Here is a 25,837-nt window from a genome sequence, read left to right as displayed (position 1 = left end):
GGGCGAGGGGACGGAGCACCGTGACAGACAGCTTCGAGGTGGTCGTGATGGGCCGCAGTGGGGTGGACGTCTACCCCCTGCAGGTCGGGGTCGGCCTGGAGGACGTCGAGACGTTCGGGAAGTTCCTCGGTGGCAGTGCGGCGAACGTGGCGGTCGCCGCGGCCCGGCTCGGCCACGCCACCGCGCTCGTGACCGGGGTCGGGGACGACCCGTTCGGTCGGTTCGTCCGGCGGGCGCTCCGCGACCTCGGCGTCGACGACCGGCTCGTGGCGGTCGACCCGGCCCACCCCACGCCGGTCACCTTCTGCGAGATCTTCCCGCCCGACGAGTTCCCGCTGTACTTCTACCGCCGCCCCAAGGCCCCGGACCTCCAGCTGCGGCCGGAGGACCTGGACCTCGACGCGATCGGCGGCGCGGAGCTCTTCTGGGCGACGGTCACCGGCCTGTCCGAGGAGCCCAGCCGGTCGGCGCACCACGCGGCCTGGGAGGCGCGGGGACGGCGCCGGCACACCGTGCTCGACCTGGACTACCGGCCGATGTTCTGGACCTCGCAGGAGGAGGCCACGGCGCAGGTGCGCGCGGCCCTCCCGCACGTGACCGTCGCCGTGGGCAACCGCGAGGAGTGCGAGGTCGCCGTCGGGGAGACCGAGCCGGACCGGGCGGCCGACGCCCTGCTCGCCGCCGGGGTCGAGCTGGCGATCGTGAAGCAGGGCCCGCGCGGCGTCCTCGGCAAGACCCGCAGCGAGCGGGTCGTCGTCCCGCCCACACCGGTCGAGGTGGTCAACGGGCTCGGGGCCGGTGACGCGTTCGGCGGCTCGCTGGTCCACGGCCTGCTCACCGGGCTCCCCCTCGAGCAGGTGCTGCGCAACGCCAACGCCGCCGGCGCCATCGTCGCCTCCCGGCTGGAGTGCTCCACCGCGATGCCCACCTCCGCCGAGATCGAGCAGCACGTCACCGCGTCCCTGGAGGGCACCCGTGTCTGACACCGTCCTGTCCCCCACCGAGGCCCCCGCACCCGCCACCCGCGGGTCCCGGCCGGTGTGCACCACCTACGCCGAGGTCACCGAGGTCCGCAGCCGGGACCCGCAGGCCATCCGCCGGGCGCTGGCCGCACGCCGCCGGCGGCCGGCCTTCCTCCCCGAGGACGGCCGACTCATGCTCGTGGCCGCCGACCACCCGGCCCGCGGCGCGCTGTCGGCCCAGGGGCGGCCGGCGGCGATGAACAGCCGCACCGACATGCTCGACCGGCTGCGGACGGCGCTGGCCCGCCCCGGCGTGGACGGCCTCCTGGCCACCGCCGACATCGCCGAGGACCTGCTGCTGCTCGGCGCGCTCGAGGACAAGGTCGTGGTCGCCTCCATGAACCGCGGCGGCCTGGCCGGAGCCAGCTTCGAGCTCGACGACCGGATGACCGGCTACGACGTCGCCGGCGTGGTGGAGGCCCGCTTCGACGCGGCGAAGATGCTCAACCGGATCGACCTCGACGACCCCGGCACGGTGCGGATGCTGGAGACCTCCGGCCGGGCGGTCACCGAGCTGGCCCGGGCCGGCGTGGTGGTGATGCTGGAGCCGTTCCTGTCCCGGCGGGTCGACGGCCGGGTCACCAACGACCTCAGCCCCGACGCGGTCATCAAGTCGGTGCACATCACCCAGGGGCTCGGGGCCACCTCGGCCTACACCTGGATGAAGCTCCCGGTCGTCGCCGAGATGGAGCGGGTCATGGACGCCACCACCCTGCCCACGCTGCTCCTCGGCGGGGACCCCTCCCGCCGGCCCGAGGAGACCTACGCCGCCTGGCGCGACGCCCTCGCGCTGCCGTCCGTGCGCGGCCTGGTCGTCGGCCGCACGCTGCTGTACCCGCCGGACGACGACGTCGCCTCCGCGGTCGACACCGCCGTCTCCCTCGTGCACTGAAGGGCCCTCCTCCGATGACCGCGACCACCGCGTCGCAGCACCTGCCTGCCGGCAGCGCAGCCTCCGGCCCGTACGCCCTCGAGGTGACCCCTGAGTCCGCCGGCTGGGGACACTCCAGCCTGCGGGTGCTGGAGCTGCCCGCCGGCGGCTCGCACACCCTGGACACCGGCGCGGACGAGGTCCTCGTCGTCCCGCTCTCGGGTGGGCTGGTCGTCGAGTGCGACGGCGAGGTGCTCACCCTCGCTGGGCGCAGCGGCGTGTTCGCCGGGCCGACCGACTTCGCCTACCTCCCGCTCGGCGTCACCGCCGAGCTCGCCAGCCGCAACGGCGGGCGGTTCGCGCTGTGCGGCGCGCGGGCCTCCCGTCGCCTGCCGGTGCGCTACGGCCCTGCGTCGGACGTCCCCGTCGAGCTGCGGGGCGCCGGCCGGTGCAGCCGGCAGGTGAACAACTTCGCCACCGCCGACGTGTTCGAGGCCGACGCGGTCATCGCCTGCGAGGTCATCACGCCCGGCGGCAACTGGTCCTCCTATCCCCCGCACAAGCACGACGAGACCTCCGAGGTGGAGAGCGAGCTCGAGGAGATCTACTACTTCGAGGTCGCCCCGGGCCCGCAGGGACAGCCCGGCCTGGCCTACCAGCGGGTCTACGGGACTGCCGAGCGGCCGATCGACGTGCTCGCCGAGGTCCGGGACCGCGACGTCGTGCTCATCCCGCACGGCTGGCACGGGCCGTCCATCGCCGCTCCGGGCCACGACCTCTACTACCTCAACGTCATGGCCGGCCCCGGCGACGAGCGCGCCTGGCGGATCGTCGACGACCCCGCGCACACCTGGATCCGCGGCACCTGGGCCGACGAGGACGTCGACCCCCGCCTCCCCCTGCACTCCCCCGCCGGCACCGACCAGAACGGAGCCCCCCGACCGTGAGCGACTATCCGCCACCGGCACGGACCGACACCGTGCGGCTGACCGTGTCCCAGGCCGTCGTGCGCTTCCTGGCGCAGCAGCACACCGAGCGCGACGGGCAGCGGCAGCGGCTGTTCGCCGGCTGCTTCGGCATCTTCGGGCACGGCAACGTCGCCGGGCTCGGCCAGGCCCTGCTGCAGGCCGAGATCGACGAGCCCGGCGCCCTCCCCTACGTGCTGGGCCGCAACGAGCAGGCCGTCGTGCACACCGCCGTCGCCTACGCCCGCGCCAAGGACCGGCTGCAGACCTGGGCGGTCTCCACCAGCGTGGGCCCCGGCTCGACCAACACGCTCACCGGCGCGGCGCTGGCCACGATCAACCGGCTGCCGGTGCTGCTGCTGCCGGCCGACACCTTCGCCACCCGCTCGGCCGGCCCGCTGCTGCAGGAGCTGGAACGGCCGGACAGCGGCGACGTCACCGTCAACGACGCCTTCCGGCCGGTGTCGCGCTACTTCGACCGCATCTGGCGGCCCGAGCAGCTGCCCGGCGCCCTGCTCGGCGCCATGCGGGTGCTCACCGACCCGGCCGAGACCGGCGCGGTCACCCTCTGCTTCCCGCAGGACGTGCAGGCCGAGGCGTTCGACTGGCCGGTCGAGCTGTTCGCCGAGCGCACCTGGCACGTGGGCCGGCCGCTGCCCGAGCCGGCCGCCCTGCAGCGCGCCGTCGAGGTGATCCGCTCGGCCCGGCGCCCGCTGGTCGTCGCCGGCGGCGGCGTCATCTACTCGCAGGCCACCGAGGCGCTGGACGCCTTCGTCTCGGCCACCGGCATCCCGGTCGGGCAGACCCAGGCCGGCAAGGGCGCGCTGCCCTACGACCACCCGCAGTCGGTGGGGGCGATCGGCTCCACCGGGACGACGGCGGCCAACGCCCTGGCCCGCGAGGCCGACGTCGTCATCGGGATCGGCACCCGCTACCAGGACTTCACCACCGCGTCGCACACCGCGTTCAACGACCCCGACGTGCGGTTCGTCAACGTCAACATCGGCTCGATGGACGCGGTCAAGCACGCCGGGGTGGGCGTGCAGGCCGACGCCCGCGAGACGCTGGCCGCGCTGACCGACGCGCTGGCCGGCTGGTCGGTCGACGACGCCTACCGGGAGCGCACCGCCGAGCTCGCCGCGCAGTGGGAGGCCACCGTCGAGGCCGCCTACCACCCCGGGACCCCGAGCGCCGGGGAGGGCGGCCGGCTGACCCAGAACGAGGTCATCGGCATGGTCAACGAGATCTCCGCGCCGCGGGACGTCGTCGTCTGCGCCGCCGGGTCGATGCCCGGTGACCTGCACAAGATGTGGCGGGTCCGCGACCGCAAGGGCTACCACGTCGAGTACGGCTACTCGACCATGGGGTACGAGATCCCCGGCGGCATCGGCATCCGGATGGCCAGCCCCGACCGGGACGTCTTCGTGATGATCGGCGACGGGTCCTACCTGATGATGCCGACGGAGCTGGTCACCGCGGTCCAGGAGGGCGTCAAGATCGTCGTCGTCCTGGTGCAGAACCACGGCTTCGCCTCGATCGGCGCGCTGTCGGAACAGCTGGGGTCGCAGCGGTTCGGCACCCGCTACCGCTACCGCTCGCAGTCCGGCCGGCTCGACGGCGACGTGCTGCCGGTGGACCTCGCCGCCAACGCCGCGAGCCTCGGCGTCGACGTCCTGGTCGCCCAGGACGGGTCGAGCTTCGAGGCGGCGCTGCGCAAGGCCAAGGCCAGCGACCGGACGACGGTCGTGCACGTCGAGACCGACCCGCTGATCGACGCCCCCTCCAGCGAGTCCTGGTGGGACGTGCCGGTCAGCGAGGTCTCCACGCTGTCCAGCACCCAGGAGGCCCGCGCGGTCTACGACCGCTGGAAGGCCGTGCAGCGGCCCGCCTACCTCGCGCCGTCCGAGCGCGACACCCCGCAGTCCTGATCCGCACGCCCGCCCACGGAGGAGACAACAGATGACCGCGCAGCACCCCGCGGCCCCCGCCCGGGCCGCCGCCGAGCCGGGCCGGGCCCGGATCCGCGTCGGGTCGGCCCCCGACTCGTGGGGCGTCTGGTTCCCCGACGACCCCGAACAGGTGCCGTGGCAGCGGTTCCTCGACGAGGTCAGCGCCTGCGGGTTCGAGTGGATCGAGCTGGGCCCCTACGGCTACCTGCCCACCGACCCGGCGCAGCTGTCCGACGAGCTCGCGGCGCGGGGGCTGCAGGTGTCGGCCGGCACCGTGTTCGAGCACCTGCACCGGCCAGACTCCTGGGACGCGGTGTGGGGCCAGGTGAAGGACGTCGCGGCGCTGACCCAGGCGATGGGCGGCACCCACGTGGTGGTCATCCCCGACACCTTCCGCGACCAGAAGACCGGTGCGGACGTCGAGTCCCGCGAGCTCACGGCCGACCAGTGGCAGGCGAAGACCACGGGTGTGGACCGGCTGGCCCGCGCGATCCGGGACGAGTACGGGCTCACCATCGCCTACCACCCGCACGCCGAGAGCCACGTCGGCTGGCAGCGTGACATCGAGCGGTTCCTCGCCGACACCGACCCGCAGTACGTGCCGCTGTGCCTGGACACCGGGCACGTCAGCTACTACCGCGGCGACAACCTGGAGCTGATCAACAAGTACCCGGAGCGGATCGGCTACCTGCACCTCAAGCAGGTCGACCCGGTCCTCATCGACCGCATCCTGGACGAGGACATCGTCTGGCCCGAGGCGGTGCGGATGGGCGCGATGGTGGAGCCGCCGACCGGGGTCCCGGCCTACCCGCCGCTGTTCGAGGCGATCGAGGCGCACGGGTTGGACGTCTTCGCGATCGTCGAGCAGGACATGTACCCGTGCCCGCCGGACCAGCCCTTCCCGATCGCCCAGCGCACCCACCGGCACATCGCCGGCTGTCAGCTGCCGTCGCTGCAGATCGGCGCCCCGAAGACCACGAGCGCAGAGGAGGACCGGGCATGACCACCGCCGAGACCCGTGCCGGGGCGCTCCCGGACCTGGCCGACGTCCCCGCCCGCGAGCTGCAGGTCGCCGTCCTCGGCGTCGGGATGATGGGCGCCGACCACGTCGCCCGCCTCTACAGCCGCATCTCCGGCGCCCAGGTCGTCGCGGTCAGCGACGCCTTCGCCGAGAAGGCCGAGCAGGTGGCCGCCACCGTGCCCGGTTGCCGGGTGATCGGCGACCCGCTGGCCGCGATCGCCGACGACGACGTCGACGCCGTCCTGATCGCCACGCCCGGCCAGTTCCACGAGGAGCAGGTGCTGGCCTGCATCGAGCGGGGCAAGCCGGTGCTGTGCGAGAAGCCGCTGACCATGGAGGCCGACAGCTCCCTGGCCGTGGTGCGGGCCGACGACGAGTACGCCGCGCGCACCGGGCGGCGGCTGGTCCAGGTCGGGTTCATGCGCCGCTTCGACCCCGAGTACGCCGAGCTCAAGGCGCTGATCGACGCCGGCGGGCTGGGCGAGCCGCTGCTGGTGCACTGCGCGCACCGCAACGCCGCCGTCCCGCCGCACTTCACCAGCGAGATGATGGTCAACGACTCGGTGGTGCACGAGGTCGACGTCGCCCGGTTCCTCCTCGACGAGGAGATCGCCGCGGTCACCGTGCTGCGCCCGAAGACGACCCGGCACGCCGTCGCCGGCCAGTCCGACCCCCTGCTGGTGCTGTTCGAGACCACCAGCGGCCGCATGGTGGACGTCGAGTGCTTCGTGAGCACCGGCGTCGGCTACGAGGTGCGCACCGAGGTCGTCGGCGAGGACGGCAGCGCGATGATCGGCCTCGACGCCGGCCTGGTGCGCACGTCCGGCGGGTCGTCGGGCGCCGCCCGGTCGACCGGCATCGCGCCGGACTTCCGGCAGCGGTTCGGCCGGGCCTACGACATCGAGCTGCAGCGGTGGGTGGACGCCGCCCGCCGCGGTGAGGTCGACGGCCCCGGGGCGTGGGACGGCTACGCCGCCCAGGCCGTGTGCGCGGCCGGCGTCGAGGCGCTGCGCAGCGGGCAGCGGACCGAGGTCCGGCTGGCGTCGCGAGAGGGCACGCCGTCATGAGGATCGCCCTGGACCCGCAGATGCTGCGCACCGTCCCCCTGCTGGAGCTGCCCGACGTGGTGGCCGGCATGGGCTACGAGTGGATCGAGCTCTCGCCCCGCGAGGACTTCATCCCGTTCTTCAAGCACCCGCGGGTGGACACCGCCACGGTGCGGGCGTTCCGGTCGAAGCTGTCCGACGCCGGCGTGGGCGTCACGTCGCTGCTGCCGGTGATGCGCTGGTCCGGCCCCGGCGAGGTGGAGCGGCAGGCCGCCGTCCGCTACTGGAGGCGGGCGATCGAGATCTGCGTCGAGCTCGGCGTGGACACGATGAACTCGGAGTTCAACGGCCGGCCCGAGGCGCCCGAGCTCGCCGAGGCCATGTTCTGGCGGTCGATGGAGGAGCTGCTGCCGGTCTTCGAGCGCGAGGGCGTCAAGCTGGCCCTCGAGCCGCACCCGGACGACTTCATCGAGCTCGGCCTCCCGTCGCTCGACATGATCCGCGGCATCGACTCGCCGTGCGTGTCCTTCCTGTACTGCATGCCGCACACGTTCCACCAGGGCGACGACGCGCCGGGGATCATCGCGAACGCCGGCGAGCTGCTCACCCACGTGCACGTGGCCGACTCGATGGACCACCGGGCCTCGGACGGGCTGCGCTACATCACCAACCCGCCGGGCAACACCACCCGCGTCCACCAGCACATGGAGCTCGGGCGCGGCGACGTGGACGCCGACGAGGCCTTCGCGGCGCTGGCGGGGATCGGCTTCGACGGCGTCCTCACCACCTGCGTCTTCGGCTGGGACGACCAGGCCCGCGAGTCCGGCACCCGCATGCTCGACGCGATCCGCGGGCTGGTCGGCAAGCACTTCCCCGCGGGGACGCTCCCGGACGCCGACGCGGCCGGGCCCGACGCCGGCACCTCCCGGCCGAACTTCCCGCAGACCCCGCTCCCCGACGACACCGCTCCCTGACGGCGGACCGACCCCCAGAGAGGCAGTCATGCCCACGCACATCCCGCACTGGATCGAGGGCGCCCGCCGCGAGGGCGCCAGTGGCCGCACCGGAGACGTGACCGACTCGGCGACCGGCGAGGTCATCGGCGAGGTTCCGCTCGCCTCGACCGAGGAGGTCGACGCCGCGGTGGCCGCCGCCTCGGCGGCCTTCCCGGGCTGGCGCGACACCTCGCTGGCCAAGCGCACCGCGGTGCTCTTCCGCTTCCGCGAGCTGCTCAACGCCCGCAAGCCCGAGCTGGCGGCGATCATCACCGCCGAGCACGGCAAGGTCCTCGACGACGCCCTGGGTGAGGTCTCCCGCGGCCAGGAGGTCGTGGAGTACGCCTGCGGCGTGCCCTCGCTGGTCCGCGGCGGCTTCACCGAGAACGCCTCGACGAACGTCGACGTGCACTCGGTGCGCCAGCCGTTGGGGCCGGTGGCGATCATCAGCCCGTTCAACTTCCCGGCGATGGTGCCGATGTGGTTCTTCCCCATCGCGATCGCCACCGGCAACACCGTCGTCCTCAAGCCCAGCGAGCAGGACCCCTCGGCGTCGCTGTGGATCGCCGAGCTGTGGAAGGAGGCCGGGCTGCCCGCCGGCGTGTTCAACGTCGTCCACGGCGACAAGGTCGCCGTCGACCGGCTGCTCGAGCACCCCGACATCCAGTCGGTGTCCTTCGTCGGGTCCACCGCGATCGCCCAGTACGTCTACGAGACCGGCACCCGGCACGGCAAGCGGGTGCAGGCCCTGGGTGGGGCGAAGAACCACATGGTCGTGCTGCCCGACGCCGACCTGGACCTGGCCGCCGACGCGGCGGTGAACTCCGGGTTCGGCTCGGCCGGCGAGCGCTGCATGGCGATCAGTGCCGTGATCGCCGTCGGCGGGGTGGGCGACGACCTGGTCGCCCGGATCGCCGAGCGCACCCACACCCTGCGCACCGGCGACGGCCGCAAGGGCTGCGACATGGGCCCGCTGATCAGCAAGCGGCACCGGGACCGGGTCGAGTCCTACGTGGAGGCCGGCGAGAAGGAGGGCGCCAAGCTCGTCGTCGACGGCCGCCAGGTGCAGCCCGAGGGCGGCGAGGACGGGTTCTGGCTCGGCCCGACCCTGGTCGACCACGTCGAGCCGGCGATGAGCGTCTACACCGACGAGATCTTCGGCCCCGTGCTGTCGGTGCTGCGGGTGGACACCTACGAGCACGCCGTCGAGCTGATCAACAGCAACGAGTACGGCAACGGCACCGCGATCTTCACCAACGACGGCGGCGCCGCCCGGCGCTTCCAGCACGAGGTGCAGGTCGGGATGATCGGCATCAACGTGCCGATCCCGGTGCCGATGGCCTACTACTCCTTCGGCGGCTGGAAGAACAGCCTCTTCGGCGACACCCACGCGCACGGCGCCGAGGGCGTGCACTTCTTCACCCGCGGCAAGGTTATCACCAGCCGCTGGCTGGACCCCAGCCACGGCGGCCTGAACCTGGGGTTCCCGCAGAACGCCTGACGGCCACCGGGACCGGCCGGCGCCGGCGAGACCCGTCTCCGCCGGCGCCGGCTGCCCTGCCCTGGGGGAGCCAGTTGGTTGCTGTCGCGAGCGCAGGGGTCTTCCTCGTTCCGACGACCGGGGCACGTCCTCCCATCTGGACGCACCGCGCGCCTCGGTCGCCCGTCATCCGAGTCGACACCCAGTGGCTCGAACGGAGTGCCGAGAGGCCGTACTGGTCTGACAGCCCACGGCTCGAGCCCTGCCCACGAGCGAGGAGCCAGGCGCACCACCCGATCCTCGGGCAGTGCAGGGAGCCCGAGGCGCTCTGGGCCGAGCTCGCGACCGGGAACCACGACTGGCCGGCTGTCCGGCGGGAACGGGGAGCACGTCCTCGGACGACCGCGCTCGTCCACCGTCATGCCGGCGGAGCCGGCCGCCCCAGCGGACCACACGAGGATGTCCACCGCGTCGACTTCCTCAGCCCGCTGCAGCACCCCGCGATGGGAGGCCTGCCGGAGCCCCGAGGCTGCCCGGGAGGCGCTCGATCGGATGGTGGCCGGCGATCCGGTCACTCCGCGGCGCTCTCGGGGGTGTGGGAGGTACGGCTGGTGCTGACCCGCCGGTCGGTGGAGGAGCGCCTCGTTGTCCGTCCCCTCCCCCGGCGCGTGTGACCGAACGGAACAGCACTGGGCACTGGGCGCTGGTCGACGGCACAGCCCCAGTGCCACCACCACGCCGTTACGACCGCACGGGGGTCCTGCTCGCTCGTCGTCAGCCCGTCAAGGCACCGATGGCGAGCACGGAACGAGGTGGGTCAGGACACCTGGCCGGGGTCGAGGGCCCGTTCCTACTGACGACGTGCCGACGCCTGCTGCTCGGCGCCGCACGGACCGGCGCGGGTACAGGGCAGCTGGTCGAGCCCGCTACCACCGGCCGCCGGCATGGAGGGCCGGACACCGGTCGGGGCATCCGCCCGGTCGCCCGATGCCCCTACAGCGCGCGAAGCCCGTGACCGAGGCAGGGAGAGCGGTCGCGGAGAGCACCTGACGACCGATCGCTCCTCGGCCGACCCTCCGCCGAGGCATCGTCGGGGACGACGTCGGACGGCCACAGACGTCCCACGAGGGGTTCGCCGTTCCGCCGGACCCCCAGCCAGTCGTGGTTCCCGCTGGCGAGCGTGGCCCACAGGACCTCGAACTCCCGAGACTGTCCGAGGATCGGACAGAGCTGGTGAGCCCGCTCCATCCGATCGACGCGGCGGCTGCACACCGGATCGTCGAAGCCACTGATCGGTGCGGTGCCCGTCTTCCTTCTCCTGCGCAGGGTGTGTCGGGTGAGGCGCCGCGTGTGGACGCCGGAGCCTCAGGCGGCCGCCCTCCAGCTGCGCCCCGGCTCGCCACGATGGGCCGCGCCACCACTTGACTGTGACTGTAAACGCTTGCAGACTGTGTTACACGCACAAGGAGGCGCCATGTCCATCCGCAAGGTCGCGGCCCGGGCCGGTGTGTCGACGGCGACGGTGTCCCGGGTGTTCACCCAGCCTCGAGCGGTCGCTGACGAGACTCGGCGCCGCGTCATGACGGCGGCCGAGGAGCTCCACTACGCCCCCCACCCGGCAGCCAGTGCGCTCGCGCGGGGGCGGACCTGCAACCTGGGCATCGTCGTCCCGGACGTCTCGAACTCCTTCTCCGCCGTCGTCACCAAGGCGGTCGACCGGCAGGCGCGCCGGGAGGGCTACGCCCTCTTCGTCGCCGGGTCCGACGAGGTCGTGCACGACGAGGAGGCGTCGGCACGAGCCCTGGCGCAGCAGGTGGACGGGCTGCTGCTCGTGTCGCCGCGGATGCCGGACGACGCCCTGCTGGCACTCGCCGACATGACGCCGATCGTCATGCTCAACCGCCTCCTCGACGGCATCCCGGCCGTGCTCACGAACCTCTACGAGGCGACCGGTCACGCCGTCGAGCACCTGCACGCACTCGGACACCGCACCGTCGTCTACCTGGCCGGCCCCGACGGCTACGCCAACGACGTCCGGCTGCGCGGATTCCGTGACGCCTGCAGCCGGTTGGGCATGGAGGCGTCGGAACTCGGTCCCTTCGCGGCGCGGTTCCAGGCCGGTGTGCGCGCTGCCGACCTGGTCCTCGCAGCGTCGGTGACGGCTGTCGTCGCGTACAACGACGAGATCGCGGTGGGCGTGGTCAACCGGCTCTCCGACCGCGGGATCGGTGTGCCCTCGGACATCAGCGTCGTCGGCTTCGACGACACCGAGCTCGCCGAGATGGTGACGCCCCGGTTGACCACCGTGCGGATCCCGGCCGCCATGGCAGGGACCGCTGCCGTCGAGCTGTTGCTGGACCTCGTGCGGGGCCGCGACGCGGGCCTGGCCAGTCCGCGGGAGCTCTCGGCCGAGCTCGTCGTCCGGTCCAGTACCGGGCCGGCCCGCGTGGCCCCGGACACCGGGCAGGACCCGGCCCCGTGACTGCTCCGAGCCTGCGCTACGAGGCGGCGGCCGAGCGTCGGGCGTGGATCGTCTCGAACCTCCAGTCGGCCGGCTTCCTCTCCGTCGTCGATCTCGCCCGCAAGCTCGGCGTCTCCCAGATGACCATCCGCAGGGACCTGCACGCGCTCGAGGACAACGGCGACGTCCGCCTCGTCCACGGCGGAGCCAGCCTCACCCCCGGCGCCCTGCGGATCTCCGCCTTTCCCGAGGACGACCAGGCGCCGGCCCGGGAGCGAGTGGCCGCACACGCCGTCGGCCTCGTCGGTGAGACCGACACCATCGCCATCGACGCCGGGCCCACGGGGCACGCGGTGGCCCGCGCGCTTCCGGAGACCTTCAGCGGGTGTGTCATCAGCCACTCCCTGCCCGTGTTGCAGTGCCTCTCCACCGGGAGGCTCGAGCGGGTGGTCGCTCTGGGCGGCGAACTCCTGGCCGGCCGACACGCGTTCGTCGGCCCCACGACGGAAGCTGCCACCGCCCAGCTGCGGGTCCGGACGTTCTTCCTCACCCCGTGCGGGATCGACGCCCGTGGCCTGTACGCCGCGTCTCCCGCTGAGGCAAGCGTCCAGCGGCAGCTCATGGACATCGCCGACGAAGTGGTCCTGGTGGTGACCCGGGGGGCGTTCCGCACCTCGGCGCCCGCGCGGATCGCGCCGCTCGACCGACTGACGACGGTGGTCGCCGATCGGCCACCACCGGGGGAACTGAGCAGCGCCCTGCGTCGGGTGGGTGTGGTCCCGCACGTCGTGGACGGGTGAGCCTTCCTGCGTGCGACTCCTGTTCAGCGAGGTCCCGATCCTCGTGCCGACCGCTTGCTCCCGTGTTCTGCACCGAACACCAAATGTGCAATGTCGAACGCAAGCGCCCGTTGTGACGCTCACCACCCGCGCTTAGCGTCCTCGACACCACCTGGGTGAGGGGCCGGCGTCACGACGTCCGCTCCGTTCGCCCTCGAGGCCCAGGGCCCAATGAGCGGCCAGATGTCGAAGGAAGGCGCGATGGTGGCGAGTCACGGTCATGGAGGCGGCCATTCCGTGAAGGCAACGGGTGGAGCCGGGCGGTCGAAAGCGAACAACCGGTTCCTCGTCAAGCTGACCGTGATATCCACGCTCGGCGGTCTTCTGTTCGGCTACGACACCGGGGTCATCTCAGGTGCCCTGCTCTACATGGGCGAGGACCTGAACCTCACGCCGCTCAGCGAGGCGGTCGTGGTCAGCTCGCTGCTCTTCCCCGGGGCGGCCTTCGGTGCGCTCCTGGGGGGCAAACTGGCCGATGCACTGGGCCGGCGCGGTGCACTCTTCGTCTGCGCCGTCCTCTTCCTCGTCGGAGCCGCGATCACGGCCGTCGCCCCGAACGTCCCGATCATGGTGGCCGGCCGGATCCTCCTCGGCTTCGGCGTGGGAGCCGCGGCAGCGGTCGTCCCGCTCTACCTCGCCGAGATGGCGCCCGTGGACGCGCGGGGCCGCATGGTCACGATCAACGAGCTCATGATCGTGACCGGGCAGTTCCTCGCCTTCGCGACCAACGCCATCCTCGACGCGATCATCGACGACCCGAACGTCTGGCGATGGATGCTCGGCATCGCCACCATCCCCGCGGTCGCCCTGTTCATCGGCCTGTTCTTCCTGCCCGACTCGCCACGCTGGTACGCGGTCCGGAACCGGCTCGACGACACCCGGCGGGTCCTGAACCTGAGCCGGCCCCCGGCAGAGGCCGCCGAGGAGTACAACATCGTCGCCGAGCACGCCCGTCGCGACGTCGGCGAGGACAAGGGCGCGGCGATGCGTGACCTGCGCGCCTACCCGTGGATGCGCCGGATCCTCTGGATCGGCTGCGGCCTCGCCACCGTGCAGCAGGCGACCGGCATCAACACCGTGAACTACTACGCCCCGACGATCCTGGAGTCCACCGGCCTCGGGGCGAGCGCCAGCCTGATCCTGACCGTCACCGTCGGCGTCATCGCGATCATCGGAACGGTCATCGGGATCATCCTGCTCGGCTTCATCAACCGCAGGCCGCTCATCATCACCGGCTTCATCGGGGTAGCGGCCGGGCACGCGGTCCTCGCTTTCTCGTTCCTGCTCCCCGAGTCCAGTTTCCGCAGCTACCTCATCCTGGCCGCGATGCTCCTGGTCGTCTTCTTCGTGCAGACGTTCATCGGCACGTTGGTCTGGTTGCTGCTCTCGGAGATCTTCCCGATGACCATCCGGGGCTTCGCCATGGGTATCGCGGTCTTCGTGCTGTGGACCGTCAATGCGGCGATCTCCTTCGCCTTCCCGCCGTTGGTGGCCACGCTCGGAGCGACGCTGACCTTCGGTCTGTTCGCGCTCATCAACACCGGTTCGATCGTCTTCGTGACCAAGTTCGCCCCCGAGACCCGCGGCCGCTCCCTGGAGGAACTCGAGGACAACTTCCGGACGCACGACGCAGGGCACTTCGTGCACGAGGCCCCGGCCGGTGTCCGCGGCGGGTGAGCGTTCGGACCGCTACCGCTCGCGCCACCCCAGGTCGGTACCCGGGGTGGCGCGGGCTGCCTGAGGCCCCGGGCGCGGATCGACAGCGGGGGTCGGGTCCCCTTCCACCAGCGCGGGACCGAGGCGCGGAGAAGACCATGGTGGAGGCCGTAGGCGTCCTGGCGCTGACGCGCTGTGGGGTCGACACTCGTCCCCGCCAGATCGGCGCGGGGCTGGAGGACGTCGAGACGTTCGGGGAGTCCCTCGGCGGCAGCGCGGCCGACGTGGCGGTCGCCGCGGCCCGGCTGGGGCATCCAGCGGCCCTGATCAGCGGAGTCGGTGACGATGGTTCGGCCGGTTCGTGCGGCGGACCCTCGGCGAGCTGGGCCTCGACGACCGCTACGTCGTCGTCGATCCCGAGCATCCGACACCGGTGACGTCCTGCGAGGTCTTCCCGCTCGACGACTTCCCGCTGTGCTCCCACCGCCGGCCCGGGGCACCGGAGCTCCAGGTCCGTCGGGAAGCCTGGACGTGGAGGCGGTCTACGAGGCGCGGTCACGGTGCAGTCCCCCGGGGCCCGTGCGGTGCGCTCTTCCCGCGGCGAGCCGGGCGGCCGGGACCCCGCAGACGGGCGAGGATGACGCGGTGACCGCATGGCGACGGTGGGTCAGGGGCCACGCCGCCGCGTTGGCCCTCCTGGTGCGGGGACGGGGCCGCTCGGCCGCCTTCCGCGCAGCCCGCATGACGGGGGCGACCGTCGCCGCGTTCCTGGTCGCACAGGTCGTGGGGCTGCACACCCCGCCGCCCCTGATCGCCGCGCTCACCGCCCTGCTCGTGGTCCAGGCGACCCTCAGCAGCACCCTCCTCAACGGCGTCCAGCGGGTGCTGAGCGTCGTGTCCGGGGTGGCCCTGGCGGTGCTGTTCGCCAGCGTCGTCGGGCTCACCTGGTGGAGCCTCGGAGCGCTGGTCGCCGCGTCGATCCTGGCCGGTCAGCTGCTCCGGCTGGGTCCGCACCTGGTGGAGGTGCCGATCAGCGCCATGCTCGTGCTGGGCGCGTCGGGCGCGGAGGACGTCGGCGCCGGCCGCGTCGTCGAGACGCTCATCGGGGCGGCCGTCGGCGTGCTGGTCAACGTGGTCTTCCCGCCGGCGGTGCAGACCCGGTACGCGACGCAGGCGCTGGAGCGGTTCGCCGACGAGATCGCCTGCCTCCTGCACGACGCGGCATCGGCCCTGCGCGCCGGTCGCGTGACCCCCGAGCAGTCGACGCGCTGGCTGGAGGACGCTCGTCGGCTCAACCGGCACGCGCCGCGGGTCGACCGCGCGCTGGCCCACGCCGAGGAGAGCCGCCGGCTCAACGTCCGGGCGCTGCGGGTCCCGCCGGTCGGCGGGGGGACGCGGGCGGGCCTGGACGCCCTGGAGCACGCCTCGGTGTCGCTGCGCACCCTGTTCCGGGCCATCGACGACGCCACCCGGGAGCAGACCGGTGTCCGGGAGGACGCCGCGTACGCCGACATCGTCCGGCGCACCGTCGCGAGCCTCCTCGAACGCATGGGCACCGTGGTCCGCGAGTTCGGCCGGGTGATCGTCGCCGGGGCCCGGGACGCCGAGGGCGTCGAGCGGAACCGGCTGGCCGGGGCGCTCGGTGCGCTCCGCAGTGGCCGGGCGCTGATGCAGGACCTGCTGATCGGCGACCCGCGCAGCCACTCCGGCCTCTGGGAGGTCAACTCGACCCTGCTGGCGACCATCGACCGGGTGCTGGACGAGTTCGGCGCGGTCGACGGTGCGCCGGCGCAGCGACCTGCCCCCGGCTCCTCCCGGGCCCGGCGGGCCGCCCTGACGGCGGGACAGCGGTTGCGCATCGCCCGCCAGGCGCCGACCGGACACGGCAGCGGGCCCCTCTCCGGGCGCCCGCCCGGGGAGGACGCCTGACGTCGGCCGTGCGGACAGTGCTCCTCCGGGGACGGAACGGCGGTGACAGGGAAGGGCGGCCCCGTCCAGGGGCTCGCCGCGAGCCTGCGAGCGGTGCGGAGGACGGGGTCCTCCCTCAGAGGTCGCCCTCGAGGAACTGGGCGCGCCCCAGGCCGAAGGACCAGTCCTCACGGGTGTTCGAGGCGACGGAGACGACGAGGTCGCTGGGCGACAGGTCGGCGGCCTCCTCGAGCCGCTGCGCCAGGCCGGCGTAGAGGGCCCGCTTCTGCTCCTCCGAGCGCCCCTGCTGGAAGACCTGCAGGACCACGAGGTCGTCGGTGCGCTCGATGCCCAGCCCCGTGTCCTCGCAGATGATCTGACCGGGACGGTGCTCGGTGATCACCTGGTACCGGTCCCGCGGCGGCGCGGCGAAGACGTCGAGCACGACCTCCTGGACGGCGTCCGCCAGGCGGCGCAGCTCCTCGGGGGTGCGCCGTCCCTCGGTGACGTCGATGCGGACGAGCGGCATGGCGGACCCCTCCAGTGGCGACGCGGCACCGACGTGGCATCGGTCACCTCACTATGTCAGGACATCAGGACGTAGTGAAGAGGTGGCGGGGATCTCGCGGGCACGCCGAGGGCCGGTCGCCGGGGACCGACGACCGGTGCACACGCAGTCGGGCCCCGTGCCTCGCCCGCGCGGACGGGGGTCCGCTCCTCCTCTCGATCAGGTCGTGGCCGACCACCGCGACGGCGGTCCCCGCGGCGTGGTCGTCGCGCGGTGCGGTGCCCAGGGGGCGGTCAGGAGTAGGCGGTGCGGAAGCTCTCGAGGGCCTGCGCCGGGTCGCCGGAGGCCCAGCCCTCCAGCGCGACGACGCCGGGATAACCGAGCCGGTCGAGGGCGGCCGCGATCGCCGGGTGGGAGATCTCCCCCGTGCCCGGCTCGCACCGGCCCGGGACGTCGGCGACCTGGATCTCCCCCACCAGCGGCAGCGCCCGCTCCACCAGCTGGACGAGGTTCCCCTCACCGATCTGCGCGTGGTAGAGGTCGAGGTTGAGCCGCAGGTGCGCGCTGCCGACCGCCTCCACCAGCGCGATCGTGTCGGCGGCACGGGCGAACGGCGTGCCCGGGTGGTCGACGGCGGTGTTGAGGTTCTCCAGGGTGAAGACCCGCCCGGCCCGCTCCCCCAGTGCGGCCAGACGCTCCAGCGTGCGCGCGGCGGTCAGCCACATCGCCGGGGTCACGACCTCGGTGGGCACCACCGGCAGCCCCCGGCCGTCCAGCCCGGTCCCGTGGACGTTCAGCCGCGGGCAGTCCAGCCGCTCGGCGACGGCGAGGGACTGCTCGGCGGTGCGCAGCAGCTCCTCGGCGCCGGCGGGGTCCGCCAGGGTGCCGGTGACGTAGCCGGTCATCGAGGAGAAGGTCGCGCCGGTCGCCACCAGCTCGTCGACGTCCTTGGTCGTCCAGTCCCAGATCTCGACCTCGAGGCCGGCGTCGGCGATCCGCCGGACGCGCTCGGCGAACGGCAGGTCGAGGAAGAGCATCTCGGCCGAGGCGGCCAGCCGGTACGCGGTCACTTCTCCACCCGCACGGGACGGCCGGTGCGCACCGACTCCGCCGCGGCCAGCGCGATCGCCAGTGCCGCGCGGGCGTCCTCGCCGGTCACCGGCGCCGGCGACCCGGTGCGAACGGCCTCGACGAACGCGCCCAGCTCGGCGGTGTAAGCACCCGGGAAGAGCTCCTGGTCACCGCGGACGGTCTCGACCAGTCGCCCGGCCGGCCCGGAGAAGGCCATCCCGCTGCGCCGGCCGTCGCCCATCGTCGCCATGCCGCCGGAGCCGAGCACCTCCCCGCGGACGTCGTAGCCGTAGGCGGCCTCGAAGCACGCCTCGGCGACCGCCATGGCCCCGTTGTCGAACCGCACGGTGACGACCGCCGTGTCGAGCAGCCCGCGGTCCCGCCACGCCGGCTCCACGAGCGCGTCCGCGGTGGCGGAGACCTCCACGGCCTCGGCGCCGGGGTTCAGGAAGCGCAGCGTGTCGAAGTCGTGGATCAGCGTCTCGAGGAAGATCGTGTCCGGCAGGACCCGGGCGGGGTCGAAACCCCCGGGGTCGCGGGTGAGCGACCGCAGCAGGCGCGGGGTCCCCAGGGTGCCGGCCTCCAGCAGCGCCCGGGCCGCGCGCCAGTCGGCGGCGAACCGCCGGTTGAACCCGACCTGCAGGACCACACCCGCGCCGCGGGCGGCGTCGATGGCGCGGTCGGCGTCCGGCAGCGTGACGGCCATCGGCTTCTCGCAGAACACGTGCCGACCCGCCGCCGCGGCGGCCACCACCAGGTCGGCGTGCGACCGGGCCGGCGCGGCGATGACGACCGCGTCGACGTCTGGGTCGGCCCACAGCTGCGCCACGTCGGTGTACGCCCGGCCGGCACCGAGCGCACTGGTCAGCCGCTCGGCGGCACCCGGTGCGGGGTCGGCCACGGCGGCCAGTCGCGCGTGCGGGAGCCGCAGGGCGAGCGTCTCCGCGTGGAAGGCCCCCATCCGGCCCGACCCGATCAGGGCCACGCCCACGGTCTCGCTCGCCATCTCGACTCCTCATCTAGAACGTTCTAGGACGCAGTCAGCGTGACGGCCGACCCCTACCCCGTCAAGGGGATCGCCCTAGAACGTTCTAGGGGAGCTGACTACGCTCGCCCGGTGCCCTCGACGAGCTCCGACCGGCGGCCGACCCTGGCCGACGTCGCGGCCCGCGCCGGGGTCTCCACGGCGCTCGTCTCGATCGTCATGCGGGACGCCCCCGGCGCCAGCACCGCGACCCGCGAGCGGGTGCGCCGCGCCGCCGAGGAGATCGGCTACCGCCCCGACACCCGCGCCCGCCTGCTGCGCAGCTCGCGCAGCCGGCTGCTCGGCGTGGTGTTCGGTGTCCAGCACGCCTTCCACGGCGACCTGCTGGCCGGGCTCTACGACGCCGCCGAGAAGGCCGGGTACGAGCTGGCGCTGAGCGCCGTCACGCCGGGACGCGGCGAGCAGCGAGCGGTCGACAGCCTGCTGCGGGACCGCTGCGAGGCGCTGGTGCTGCTCGGGCCCTCGTCGCCCACCGCGCACCTGACCGACCTCGCCACCCGCCTGCCCGTGGTGGTCGTCGCCCGGTCCGTGCGGTCCGCCGCGGTCGACGTCGTCCGGACCGCCGACGACGAGGGCATGCACCTGGCGGTGGACCACCTGGTGGCGCTCGGGCACCGCGACGTCGTGCACGTCGACGGCGGCCGGGCGCCCGGGGCGGCCGAGCGACGGCGGGGCTACCGGAGGGCGGTGCGCAGGCACGGTCTCGAGCCGCGGGTCGTGCCCGGCGGGCTCACCGAGGAGGAGGGCGCCGCCGCGGCGCGCGCCCTCCTGGCCGGCCCCCTGCCCGGTGCGGTCACGGTCTTCAACGACCGGTGTGCCGTGGGCCTGCTGGACGTGCTGCGGCGTGCGGGCCGCTCGGTGCCCGGTGAGGTGAGCGTGGCCGGCTACGACGACAGCCGTCTCGCGCGGCTCTCCTCGGTCGACCTCACGTCCGTCGCCCAGGACGTCGAGCGGCTGACCACGCTGGCCGTCCGGCGCGCCCTCGACCGGCTGGACGGGGTCCCCGTCGAGCAGCGCGAGCTCGTGGTCCCGCCCCGGCTCGTCGTCCGGAGCACCACCGCCCCGCCCCGTTGAGGTCCCGCCCCCGGCCGCGTCCCGGGGCCCGCTCGCGCCCCTCGGTGTCGATCACGGGGTCGTCGCCGGCGGCACGCGCAGGCACGCCGACCGGGCCGGCCACGACCCCATGGTCAACTGCCGGGAGGGCAGGCACCCCCGTTCAGAGGTCGAGGACCAGCCGGTCGCCCCGGGCGCGGGAGACGCAGATCATCATGCAGTCGTCCGCCTGCCGCTCCTCGTCGCTGAGGACGGAGTCGCGGTGGTCGGGGACGCCGTCGAGGACGGCGGTCTCGCAGGTGCCGCAGGTGCCCTCGGCGCACGAGGACAGGACGCCGACCCCCGCCTCCTCGACGACCGACAGGATCGACCGGTCCGGCGGGACGGTCAGGGTGAGCCCGCTCTGCTGCAGCACGACCTCGAACGCCTCGGCCCGCGCCGGCTCGCCCTGGGGCCGGGGCGCGAACCGCTCGACGTGCAGCGCCCCCCGCGGCCAGCCGGTGCAGCGCTGCTCGACCGCCGCCAGCAGCGGCTCGGGGCCGCAGCAGTAGACGAGCGTGTCCGGCTGGGGCGTCCCCAGCGGGCCGTCGAGGTCGAGCAGCCCGGTCTCGTCCTGCGGGCGGACCGACACCCGGTCGCCGTACGGCGCGAGCTCGTCGAGGAAGGCCATGGACGCCCGCTGCCGGCCGCCGTACACCAGTCGCCAGTCGGCGCCCGCGGCCTCCGCCGCCCGGATCATCGGCAGGACCGGTGTGATGCCGATGCCACCGGCGATGAACAGGTACCGCGGCGAGCCGACCAGCGGGAAGTTGTTCCGCGGGCCGCGCACCCGCACCGGATCGCCGACGGCCAGCCGGTCGTGCACGAACCGTGAGCTGCCGCGGCCGTCCGCGTCGCGCAGGATGCCCAGGCGGTACTCCGAGTGGTCGGCGGCACCGCCGCACAGCGAGTACTGCCGGGTGGGTGCCCCGTCGAGGACGAGGTCGACGTGCGCGCCCGGCTCCCAGGCGGGCAGCGGGCGGCCGCCGGCCTCGCGCAGGGTCAGGGCGACGACGCCGTCGGCCACCTCCTCCTTGGCGGCCACCCGCGCCTCGGCCTCGAACTCGGAGGTGGCGAGGGTGACGGTCGTCGTCCGGTGGTGGACGGCCTCGACGTGCGGCCGGCGGGCCGGCGCGCCGAACGTGACCGGGAGGTTCCTCCAGACGTACATGTTGGGCGAGCTCGGGTAGAAGGTCGGCGGGCCGGCAAGCTCGTAGTCCCCCAGCACCGGCAGGGCCTCCTCCAGGGCGATCCGCGCCTCCAGACGGGCCAGCGGCGCGCCCAGGCACCCGTGCACGCCCTCGCCGAAGCCGAGGTGGCGGCCCCGGGGCCTGGTGATGTCGAAGGTGTCCGGGTCGGGGAACTGGCGCTCGTCGCGGTTGGCCGCGCCGGGGATGAGGACGACGCGGCTCCCGGCGGGCATCGTCACCCCGTGCAGGGTGACCTCGCGCGAGGTCGTGCGGGCGGTGAGCTGCAGCGGCGTGGTGAGGCGCATGGCCTCCTCCACCGCGGCCGGGATCAGCGACGGGTCGGCCTGCAGCAGCGCCCGCTGGTCGGGGTTCTCGGCCAGCTGCTCGAACAGCGTGCCGGTCAGCCCGGCGGTGGACTCCACCCCGCCGAGGAAGAGGATCATCATCAGGCCGCTGACCTCGGACTCCGTCGTGACCCGCTCGCCCACGAACGGCACCCCGTCGATGTCGGCGTTCACGAACTCCGTGACGAGGTCGTCCCGCCCGCAGCGGCGGCGCTCGTCGAGCAGGTCGATGAAGAACTGCTGGACGCCGGCCGTCGCGGCCCGCGCCACCTCGGTCAGGTGGGGGGTGCCGGGCACCCGGTCCTTGAGCTCGTGGGTCCAGTGCTCTAGCTGATCGCGCCGCGCCCGCTCGAGCGGGTCCGGGTCGTGCCGGCTCGGCAGGCCCATGAGGTGGAAGAAGACGTCGAAGGGCATGGGCCAGGCCAGCTCCTGGGCGACGTCCACCGTGCCCCGGCCGAGCGCGCCCCGGTCGCGCCACGACGCGACGAGTTCGCGCACCACCGCCCGGACGCCGTCCTCGAGCTGGGCGATCCGGCGCGGCAGGAAGTACGGCTGCACCACCGAGCGCACCTGGTCGTGCCGCGGGTTGTCCATGCTGCCGATGGACCCCGGCGGGACCTGCTCCAGCCGGCTGTCGTCGATGTCCATGCCCTCGAAGCTGCGGAACGTGTCCGCGTCGAGCGCCGCTGCCCGCACGTCGTCGAAGCGGGTCAGGGCGTACCAGCCCCAGCGCTCGCTCCAGTAGACGGGCGCCTCGTCCCGCATCCGCCGGTACGTCCCGAACGGGTCGGACGTGTAGAAGTCCGGCGCGAACGGGTTGTAGTCGATCTCGGTGGCGGGAGCGGTGGCGGTTTGGGCCATGGGGGTCTCCACGGTCGGGGGGTTTAAAGCGCTTCAAGACTCGCCGGTGACCCACGCCACTGTCAACCGGTCGTCGGGACGGAGCCCGCGGCCTGCCGGGTCAGTCCCCGGGCGGTGGAGCCGTCGTCCCCCGCACGACCAGCCGCGGGGGGACGACGACCTCGCGGTGCCCGGTGCGGCCGCCGTCGAGCCGCTCGACCACCGCGGCGACGGCGTGCCGCATCTGCTCCCGGGACTCCTGGCTGACGGTGGTCAGGTCGACGTGCGCGAGCCGCGAGAGCGGGCTGTCGTCGTAGCCCACCACCGACACCTGGCCCGGGACGTCGACGCCGCCGCGCAGCAGCGCGTCGAGCAGGCCGACGGCGGAGGCGTCGTTGTACGTCACGACCGCGGTCGGGGGCGTCTCCGACGCGAACAGCGTCCGCGCCGCCCGCGCTCCGGACGCCTCGCCGGAGTCACCCGCCACGACCTGCACGTGGGATCCGAGCCGGTGCCGGCGCATGGCGCGCTGGTAGCCGCGTCGCCGGCCGGCGGCGATGACCCCGGGCCCGCCGTCGACGTGGGCGATGCGGCGGTGCCCGAGGCCGACGAGGTGGTCGACGGCCTGGGCGACCCCCTCCTCGTCGGCGACCCGGACGACGTCGACACCGGCCGAGGGCACCGGGCGGCCGACGGCCACCACGGGCAGCTGCCGGTCCAGCACGCCCAGCCGTGAGGCGGGGGCCTCCGGGCCGAGCAGGACCAGCGCCTCGCAGCGTGAGTCGAGCAGCGTCTCGATCGCCCGCCCCTCGTCGCGGGTGCGGGTCACCGTGCTGAGCACCAGGTCGTACCCGTGCTCCTCGGCCGCCTCGTGGACGTCCTCGACGAGCTGGGCGTGGAAGCTGCTGCGGACGTCCATCAGGACGCCGATGACCCTGCTGCGCCGGCGGGCCAGCAGGCTCGCCGCGCGGTCGGGCCGGTACCCGAGCCGGCCGGCGGCGATGAGCACGCGCTCGCGGGTGGCGCTGCTGGGGCCCGCGACGCCGCGCAGCACGAGCGACGCCGTCGCCGGCGAGACCCCCGCCTCGGCGGCGACGTCCTGCAGGCGGGGACGACGCAGCGAGCCCTCCGCGCTCACGACGACCACCTCCTCCCTTGACACGACCACGGCACCCTGCTGTGATCGGCGTCATCTTAAAGCGTTTTAAAGACGTCAGGGCCCGGCTGTCTCCCCCGCGGGAGCGTGCCACGTCCGCGAGACCCGCCGTCCGCACCGCACGGGCCGGCGTCCACCCGATGAGGGGAGAACAGCCATGCCGCAGCGACCACTGTCCGTGGCGGTGATCGGGGCCGGGATGGCCGGCCGCAGCCACGCCGCCGGGTACCGCCAGGTGGACACCGTCTTCGGGGAGGGGCTCCCGCCGGTCCGGCTGGCGGCCGTCGCCGACGCCAACGAGCAGCTGGCCCGCGACGCGGCCCGCCGCTACGGCTTCGAGAAGGCGGTGTCCAGCTGGGAGGAGGTCGTCGAGGACCGCTCGATCGACGCCGTCAGCATCGTCGTCGGCAACTCCCTGCACCGGCCGATCGCCGAGGCGGCCATCGCCGCCGGCAAGCACGTGCTGTGCGAGAAGCCGTTGGCCGGCTCGCTGGAGGACGCGCGGGCCATGGTGGCGGCGGAGGAGCGAGCCGACGTGGTGACCGCCGTCGGCTACACGTACCGCCGCTCCCCCGCCATCGCCGCGATCCGCGACCACGTGCGCAACCGCGAGCTGGGCGAGCTGACCCTGTTCGACGGCCGCTACTGGTGCGACTACGCCTGCGACCCGCGCGGCCCGCTCACCTGGCGGTACAGGGGCGGACCCGGCAGCGGTGCCCTCGGCGACATCGGCGCCCACGTCATCGACGTCGGCCAGTTCCTCTGCGGACCGGTCGTGTCGGTGTCCGGGGCGGTGCTGACCACGCACATCGCCAAGCGGCCGCTCCCCCTCGGCGCCGTGGTGGGCCACGACGCCGCTCCGGTGGGCGAGGAGATGGGCGAGGTCGAGAACGAGGACACCGCCGTGTTCTCGGCCCGCTTCGAGTCCGGCCTGTCGGCGTCCTTCTCGGTGTCGCGCACCGCCTTCGGCATGCCCAACGGGCTGGCCTTCGACGTCCACGGGTTGGATGGACGGGCGTCCTTCGACTGGCACCGGCCCTCGGAGTACCTCGTCGACGACCGCCAGCCCGAGGCCCGCACCCGCGGCGCGCGGCAGGTCGTCGTCGGCCCGCAGATGCCCTACTTCGCCGGCGGGTACCCGATGCAGGCCCCGGGCGTCGGCGGCGGCAACGCCGAGATGTTCGTCTACCAGTGCCGCGCGTTCCTCGACCAGATCGTCGGCACGCCCGACCCGCTGCCGCCGAACGCCACCTTCGCCGACGGGCTGCACACGATGCAGATCGTCCAGGCCGTCGTGCAGTCCGCGCAGTCCGGCGGCGCCGCCATCCAGATCCCCGCAGCCATCCCGACCCACTGACCGGAGGCCGATCCCCGATGCCACTGAAGCTCGGCGCCTACACCGCATGCCTGCACGACCGCCCCCTGGCCGAGGCCCTCGACGTGCTGCAGGCCGACGGCCTGACCTCCGTCGAGGTCAACACCGGCGGCTTCATCCCGTCCCCGCACTGCCACGTCGACCTGCTGCTGGCGTCCGAGCAGGCCCGTCGGGACTACCTGGAGACCTTCTCCTCCCGCGGGATGGAGCTGACCGGGCTCAACTGCAACGGCAACCCGCTGAACCCGCTGCCCGGCGTCGGCCCGAAGCACGCCGAGGACCTGCGCCGCACCATCGAGCTGGCCGGCCTGCTCGGGGTGAGGCACGTGGTGACGATGTCGGGCACGCCCGGGTCGGACCCCGACGCCAGGTACCCGTCCTGGGTGGTCAACCCGTGGGACGGCGTCTACCTGGACGTCCTGGACTACCAGTGGGGCGTCGCGGCCGAGTTCTGGACGGAGATCGACGCCCTCGCCCGCGCCTCCGACGTCCGGGTGGCCATCGAGATGCACCCGCACAACCTGGTCTTCTCGCCGGTGACCCTGCGCAGGCTGGTCGACACCATCGGCGCCACCAACATCGGCGCCGAGATGGACCCCTCGCACCTGATGTGGCAGGGCATGGACGTCGTGGCCTGCATCCGCGACCTCGGCCCGCTGGTGTTCCACGCCGCGGCCAAGGACGCGATGATCACCCCCGGGGTCGACATCCGCGGGGTGCTCGACACCTCGTTCGGGCGGGTCCCGGCCGACGCCCCGGGAAAGGTGCCCACCGGCTACGGGTTCTGGTGCACCGCCTGGCCGGAGAACCCGGGCTGGCGGTTCGTGGCCGTGGGCGTCGGCCACGACGTCGACTACTGGACCGAGTTCCTCCGCGCGCTGGCCGAGGTCGACCCCGACATGGCGGTCAACATCGAGCACGAGGACGCCGCCTACGACCGCCTGGAGGGCCTGGCGCTGGCCGCCGAGAACCTGCGCGCCGCGGCCGCGAAGCTGTAGCGCCG

The 25,837-nt window shown here is 73.6% G+C and carries 20 protein-coding genes; 15 read left to right on the top strand and 5 right to left on the bottom strand.

Annotation, left to right across the window (positions count from 1 at the left end):
• Positions 1–20: 20 nt before the first annotated feature.
• From iolC to BMW27_RS00975, 12 genes are all read left to right on the top strand, one after another.
• Positions 21–983: a 5-dehydro-2-deoxygluconokinase gene (iolC, locus tag BMW27_RS01040; protein ID WP_217638002.1), complete on the top strand. Its 963-nt coding sequence runs from the start codon at positions 21–23 to the stop codon at positions 981–983.
• Positions 976–1,914, top strand: coding sequence for a class I fructose-bisphosphate aldolase (locus tag BMW27_RS01035; protein WP_217638001.1), 939 nt, complete (start codon positions 976–978; stop codon positions 1,912–1,914). Before iolC ends, BMW27_RS01035 begins: the two co-directional genes overlap by 8 nt.
• Positions 1,915–1,928: 14 nt before the next feature.
• Positions 1,929–2,840, top strand: a complete 912-nt coding sequence (gene iolB / locus BMW27_RS01030) for a 5-deoxy-glucuronate isomerase (RefSeq protein WP_091437794.1) — start codon at positions 1,929–1,931, stop codon at positions 2,838–2,840.
• A complete protein-coding gene (iolD, locus tag BMW27_RS01025; protein ID WP_091437791.1) occupies positions 2,837–4,786 on the top strand; it encodes a 3D-(3,5/4)-trihydroxycyclohexane-1,2-dione acylhydrolase (decyclizing) in 1,950 nt (649 codons plus the stop codon). The genes iolB and iolD overlap by 4 nt, the downstream gene beginning before the upstream one ends.
• A gap of 31 nt (positions 4,787–4,817) precedes the next feature.
• A complete protein-coding gene (locus BMW27_RS01020; RefSeq protein WP_091437789.1) occupies positions 4,818–5,810 on the top strand; it encodes a TIM barrel protein in 993 nt (330 codons plus the stop codon).
• A complete protein-coding gene (locus BMW27_RS01015) occupies positions 5,807–6,895 on the top strand; it encodes a Gfo/Idh/MocA family protein (protein WP_091437786.1) in 1,089 nt (362 codons plus the stop codon). Before BMW27_RS01020 ends, BMW27_RS01015 begins: the two co-directional genes overlap by 4 nt.
• Positions 6,892–7,848 carry a sugar phosphate isomerase/epimerase family protein gene (locus tag BMW27_RS01010; RefSeq protein WP_091437783.1) on the top strand — a complete coding sequence of 319 codons (957 nt, stop codon included), beginning with the start codon at positions 6,892–6,894 and terminating at the stop codon, positions 7,846–7,848. Before BMW27_RS01015 ends, BMW27_RS01010 begins: the two co-directional genes overlap by 4 nt.
• Positions 7,849–7,876: 28 nt before the next feature.
• On the top strand, positions 7,877–9,370 hold the full coding sequence (locus BMW27_RS01005; RefSeq protein WP_091437779.1) for a CoA-acylating methylmalonate-semialdehyde dehydrogenase: 1,494 nt from the start codon (positions 7,877–7,879) through the stop codon (positions 9,368–9,370).
• Between the two features lie 1,453 nt (positions 9,371–10,823).
• Positions 10,824–11,831, top strand: coding sequence for a LacI family DNA-binding transcriptional regulator (locus tag BMW27_RS00995; RefSeq protein ID WP_091437771.1), 1,008 nt, complete (start codon positions 10,824–10,826; stop codon positions 11,829–11,831).
• Complete coding sequence (locus tag BMW27_RS00990; protein ID WP_091437767.1) at positions 11,828–12,610, top strand: DeoR/GlpR family DNA-binding transcription regulator; 783 nt, start codon at positions 11,828–11,830, stop codon at positions 12,608–12,610. Before BMW27_RS00995 ends, BMW27_RS00990 begins: the two co-directional genes overlap by 4 nt.
• Before the next feature lie 276 nt (positions 12,611–12,886).
• On the top strand, positions 12,887–14,326 hold the full coding sequence (locus BMW27_RS00985) for a sugar porter family MFS transporter (RefSeq protein ID WP_245743236.1): 1,440 nt from the start codon (positions 12,887–12,889) through the stop codon (positions 14,324–14,326).
• Between the two features lie 624 nt (positions 14,327–14,950).
• Entirely contained in the window at positions 14,951–16,234 is a 1,284-nt protein-coding gene (locus BMW27_RS00975; RefSeq protein ID WP_217638000.1) for an FUSC family protein, read from the top strand.
• A 115-nt stretch (positions 16,235–16,349) separates the two neighbouring features.
• Here the strand turns inward: BMW27_RS00975 and BMW27_RS00970 are convergent, their stop codons facing one another.
• The 3 genes from BMW27_RS00970 to BMW27_RS00960 all read right to left on the bottom strand — a co-directional run bounded on the left by BMW27_RS00970 (position 16,350) and on the right by BMW27_RS00960 (position 18,798).
• Positions 16,350–16,742: a tautomerase family protein gene (locus tag BMW27_RS00970; RefSeq protein ID WP_091437756.1), complete on the bottom strand. Its 393-nt coding sequence runs from the start codon at positions 16,740–16,742 to the stop codon at positions 16,350–16,352.
• A 272-nt stretch (positions 16,743–17,014) separates the two neighbouring features.
• Positions 17,015–17,791, bottom strand: a complete 777-nt coding sequence (locus tag BMW27_RS00965; RefSeq protein ID WP_091437752.1) for a TIM barrel protein — start codon at positions 17,789–17,791, stop codon at positions 17,015–17,017.
• Entirely contained in the window at positions 17,788–18,798 is a 1,011-nt protein-coding gene (locus BMW27_RS00960) for a Gfo/Idh/MocA family oxidoreductase (RefSeq protein WP_091437749.1), read from the bottom strand. The genes BMW27_RS00965 and BMW27_RS00960 overlap by 4 nt, the downstream gene beginning before the upstream one ends.
• A gap of 111 nt (positions 18,799–18,909) precedes the next feature.
• On the opposite strand from BMW27_RS00960, the gene BMW27_RS00955 reads away from it, so the two are divergent.
• A complete protein-coding gene (locus BMW27_RS00955) occupies positions 18,910–19,911 on the top strand; it encodes a LacI family DNA-binding transcriptional regulator (RefSeq protein WP_091437746.1) in 1,002 nt (333 codons plus the stop codon).
• Positions 19,912–20,053: 142 nt separating this feature from the next.
• On the opposite strand, the gene BMW27_RS00950 is transcribed toward BMW27_RS00955, so the two are convergent.
• Both BMW27_RS00950 and BMW27_RS00945 read right to left on the bottom strand, forming a co-directional pair.
• Complete coding sequence (locus tag BMW27_RS00950; RefSeq protein WP_175486264.1) at positions 20,054–22,324, bottom strand: cytochrome P450; 2,271 nt, start codon at positions 22,322–22,324, stop codon at positions 20,054–20,056.
• Positions 22,325–22,424: 100 nt separating this feature from the next.
• The gene (locus BMW27_RS00945; RefSeq protein ID WP_091439674.1) at positions 22,425–23,441 is read right to left on the bottom strand and encodes a LacI family DNA-binding transcriptional regulator; all 1,017 of its coding nucleotides are present in this window, start codon (positions 23,439–23,441) and stop codon (positions 22,425–22,427) included.
• Between the two features lie 175 nt (positions 23,442–23,616).
• Between BMW27_RS00945 and BMW27_RS00940 the strand changes: the two genes are divergently transcribed.
• Positions 23,617–24,816, top strand: a complete 1,200-nt coding sequence (locus tag BMW27_RS00940) for a Gfo/Idh/MocA family protein (RefSeq protein WP_091437743.1) — start codon at positions 23,617–23,619, stop codon at positions 24,814–24,816.
• A 17-nt stretch (positions 24,817–24,833) separates the two neighbouring features.
• Positions 24,834–25,832 (top strand): sugar phosphate isomerase/epimerase family protein, encoded by a 999-nt coding sequence (locus BMW27_RS00935; protein ID WP_091437740.1) that lies wholly within the window; start codon positions 24,834–24,836, stop codon positions 25,830–25,832.
• Positions 25,833–25,837 lie beyond the last annotated feature (5 nt).

The organism is Geodermatophilus poikilotrophus (genome assembly GCF_900111455.1).
Classification (GTDB): Bacteria; Actinomycetota; Actinomycetes; order Mycobacteriales; family Geodermatophilaceae; genus Geodermatophilus; species Geodermatophilus poikilotrophus.
Note: the sequence above shows the minus strand (reverse complement) of the source record. Positions and strands in the feature narration are given on the sequence as shown.

Bases quoted from the DNA above. Each gene is read 5' to 3' on its own strand.
- BMW27_RS01015 (WP_091437786.1), top strand. From the start codon at position 5,807: ATGACCACCGCCGAGACCCGTGCCGGGGCGCTCCCGGACCTGGCCGAC.
- BMW27_RS00970 (WP_091437756.1), bottom strand. From the start codon at position 16,742: ATGCCGCTCGTCCGCATCGACGTCACCGAGGGACGGCGCACCCCCGAG.
- BMW27_RS01010 (WP_091437783.1), top strand. From the start codon at position 6,892: ATGAGGATCGCCCTGGACCCGCAGATGCTGCGCACCGTCCCCCTGCTG.
- BMW27_RS00950 (WP_175486264.1), bottom strand. From the start codon at position 22,324: ATGGCCCAAACCGCCACCGCTCCCGCCACCGAGATCGACTACAACCCG.
- BMW27_RS00940 (WP_091437743.1), top strand. From the start codon at position 23,617: ATGCCGCAGCGACCACTGTCCGTGGCGGTGATCGGGGCCGGGATGGCC.
- BMW27_RS01005 (WP_091437779.1), top strand. From the start codon at position 7,877: ATGCCCACGCACATCCCGCACTGGATCGAGGGCGCCCGCCGCGAGGGC.
- BMW27_RS00935 (WP_091437740.1), top strand. From the start codon at position 24,834: ATGCCACTGAAGCTCGGCGCCTACACCGCATGCCTGCACGACCGCCCC.
- BMW27_RS01020 (WP_091437789.1), top strand. From the start codon at position 4,818: ATGACCGCGCAGCACCCCGCGGCCCCCGCCCGGGCCGCCGCCGAGCCG.
- BMW27_RS00995 (WP_091437771.1), top strand. From the start codon at position 10,824: ATGTCCATCCGCAAGGTCGCGGCCCGGGCCGGTGTGTCGACGGCGACG.
- BMW27_RS00960 (WP_091437749.1), bottom strand. From the start codon at position 18,798: ATGGCGAGCGAGACCGTGGGCGTGGCCCTGATCGGGTCGGGCCGGATG.
- iolB (WP_091437794.1), top strand. From the start codon at position 1,929: ATGACCGCGACCACCGCGTCGCAGCACCTGCCTGCCGGCAGCGCAGCC.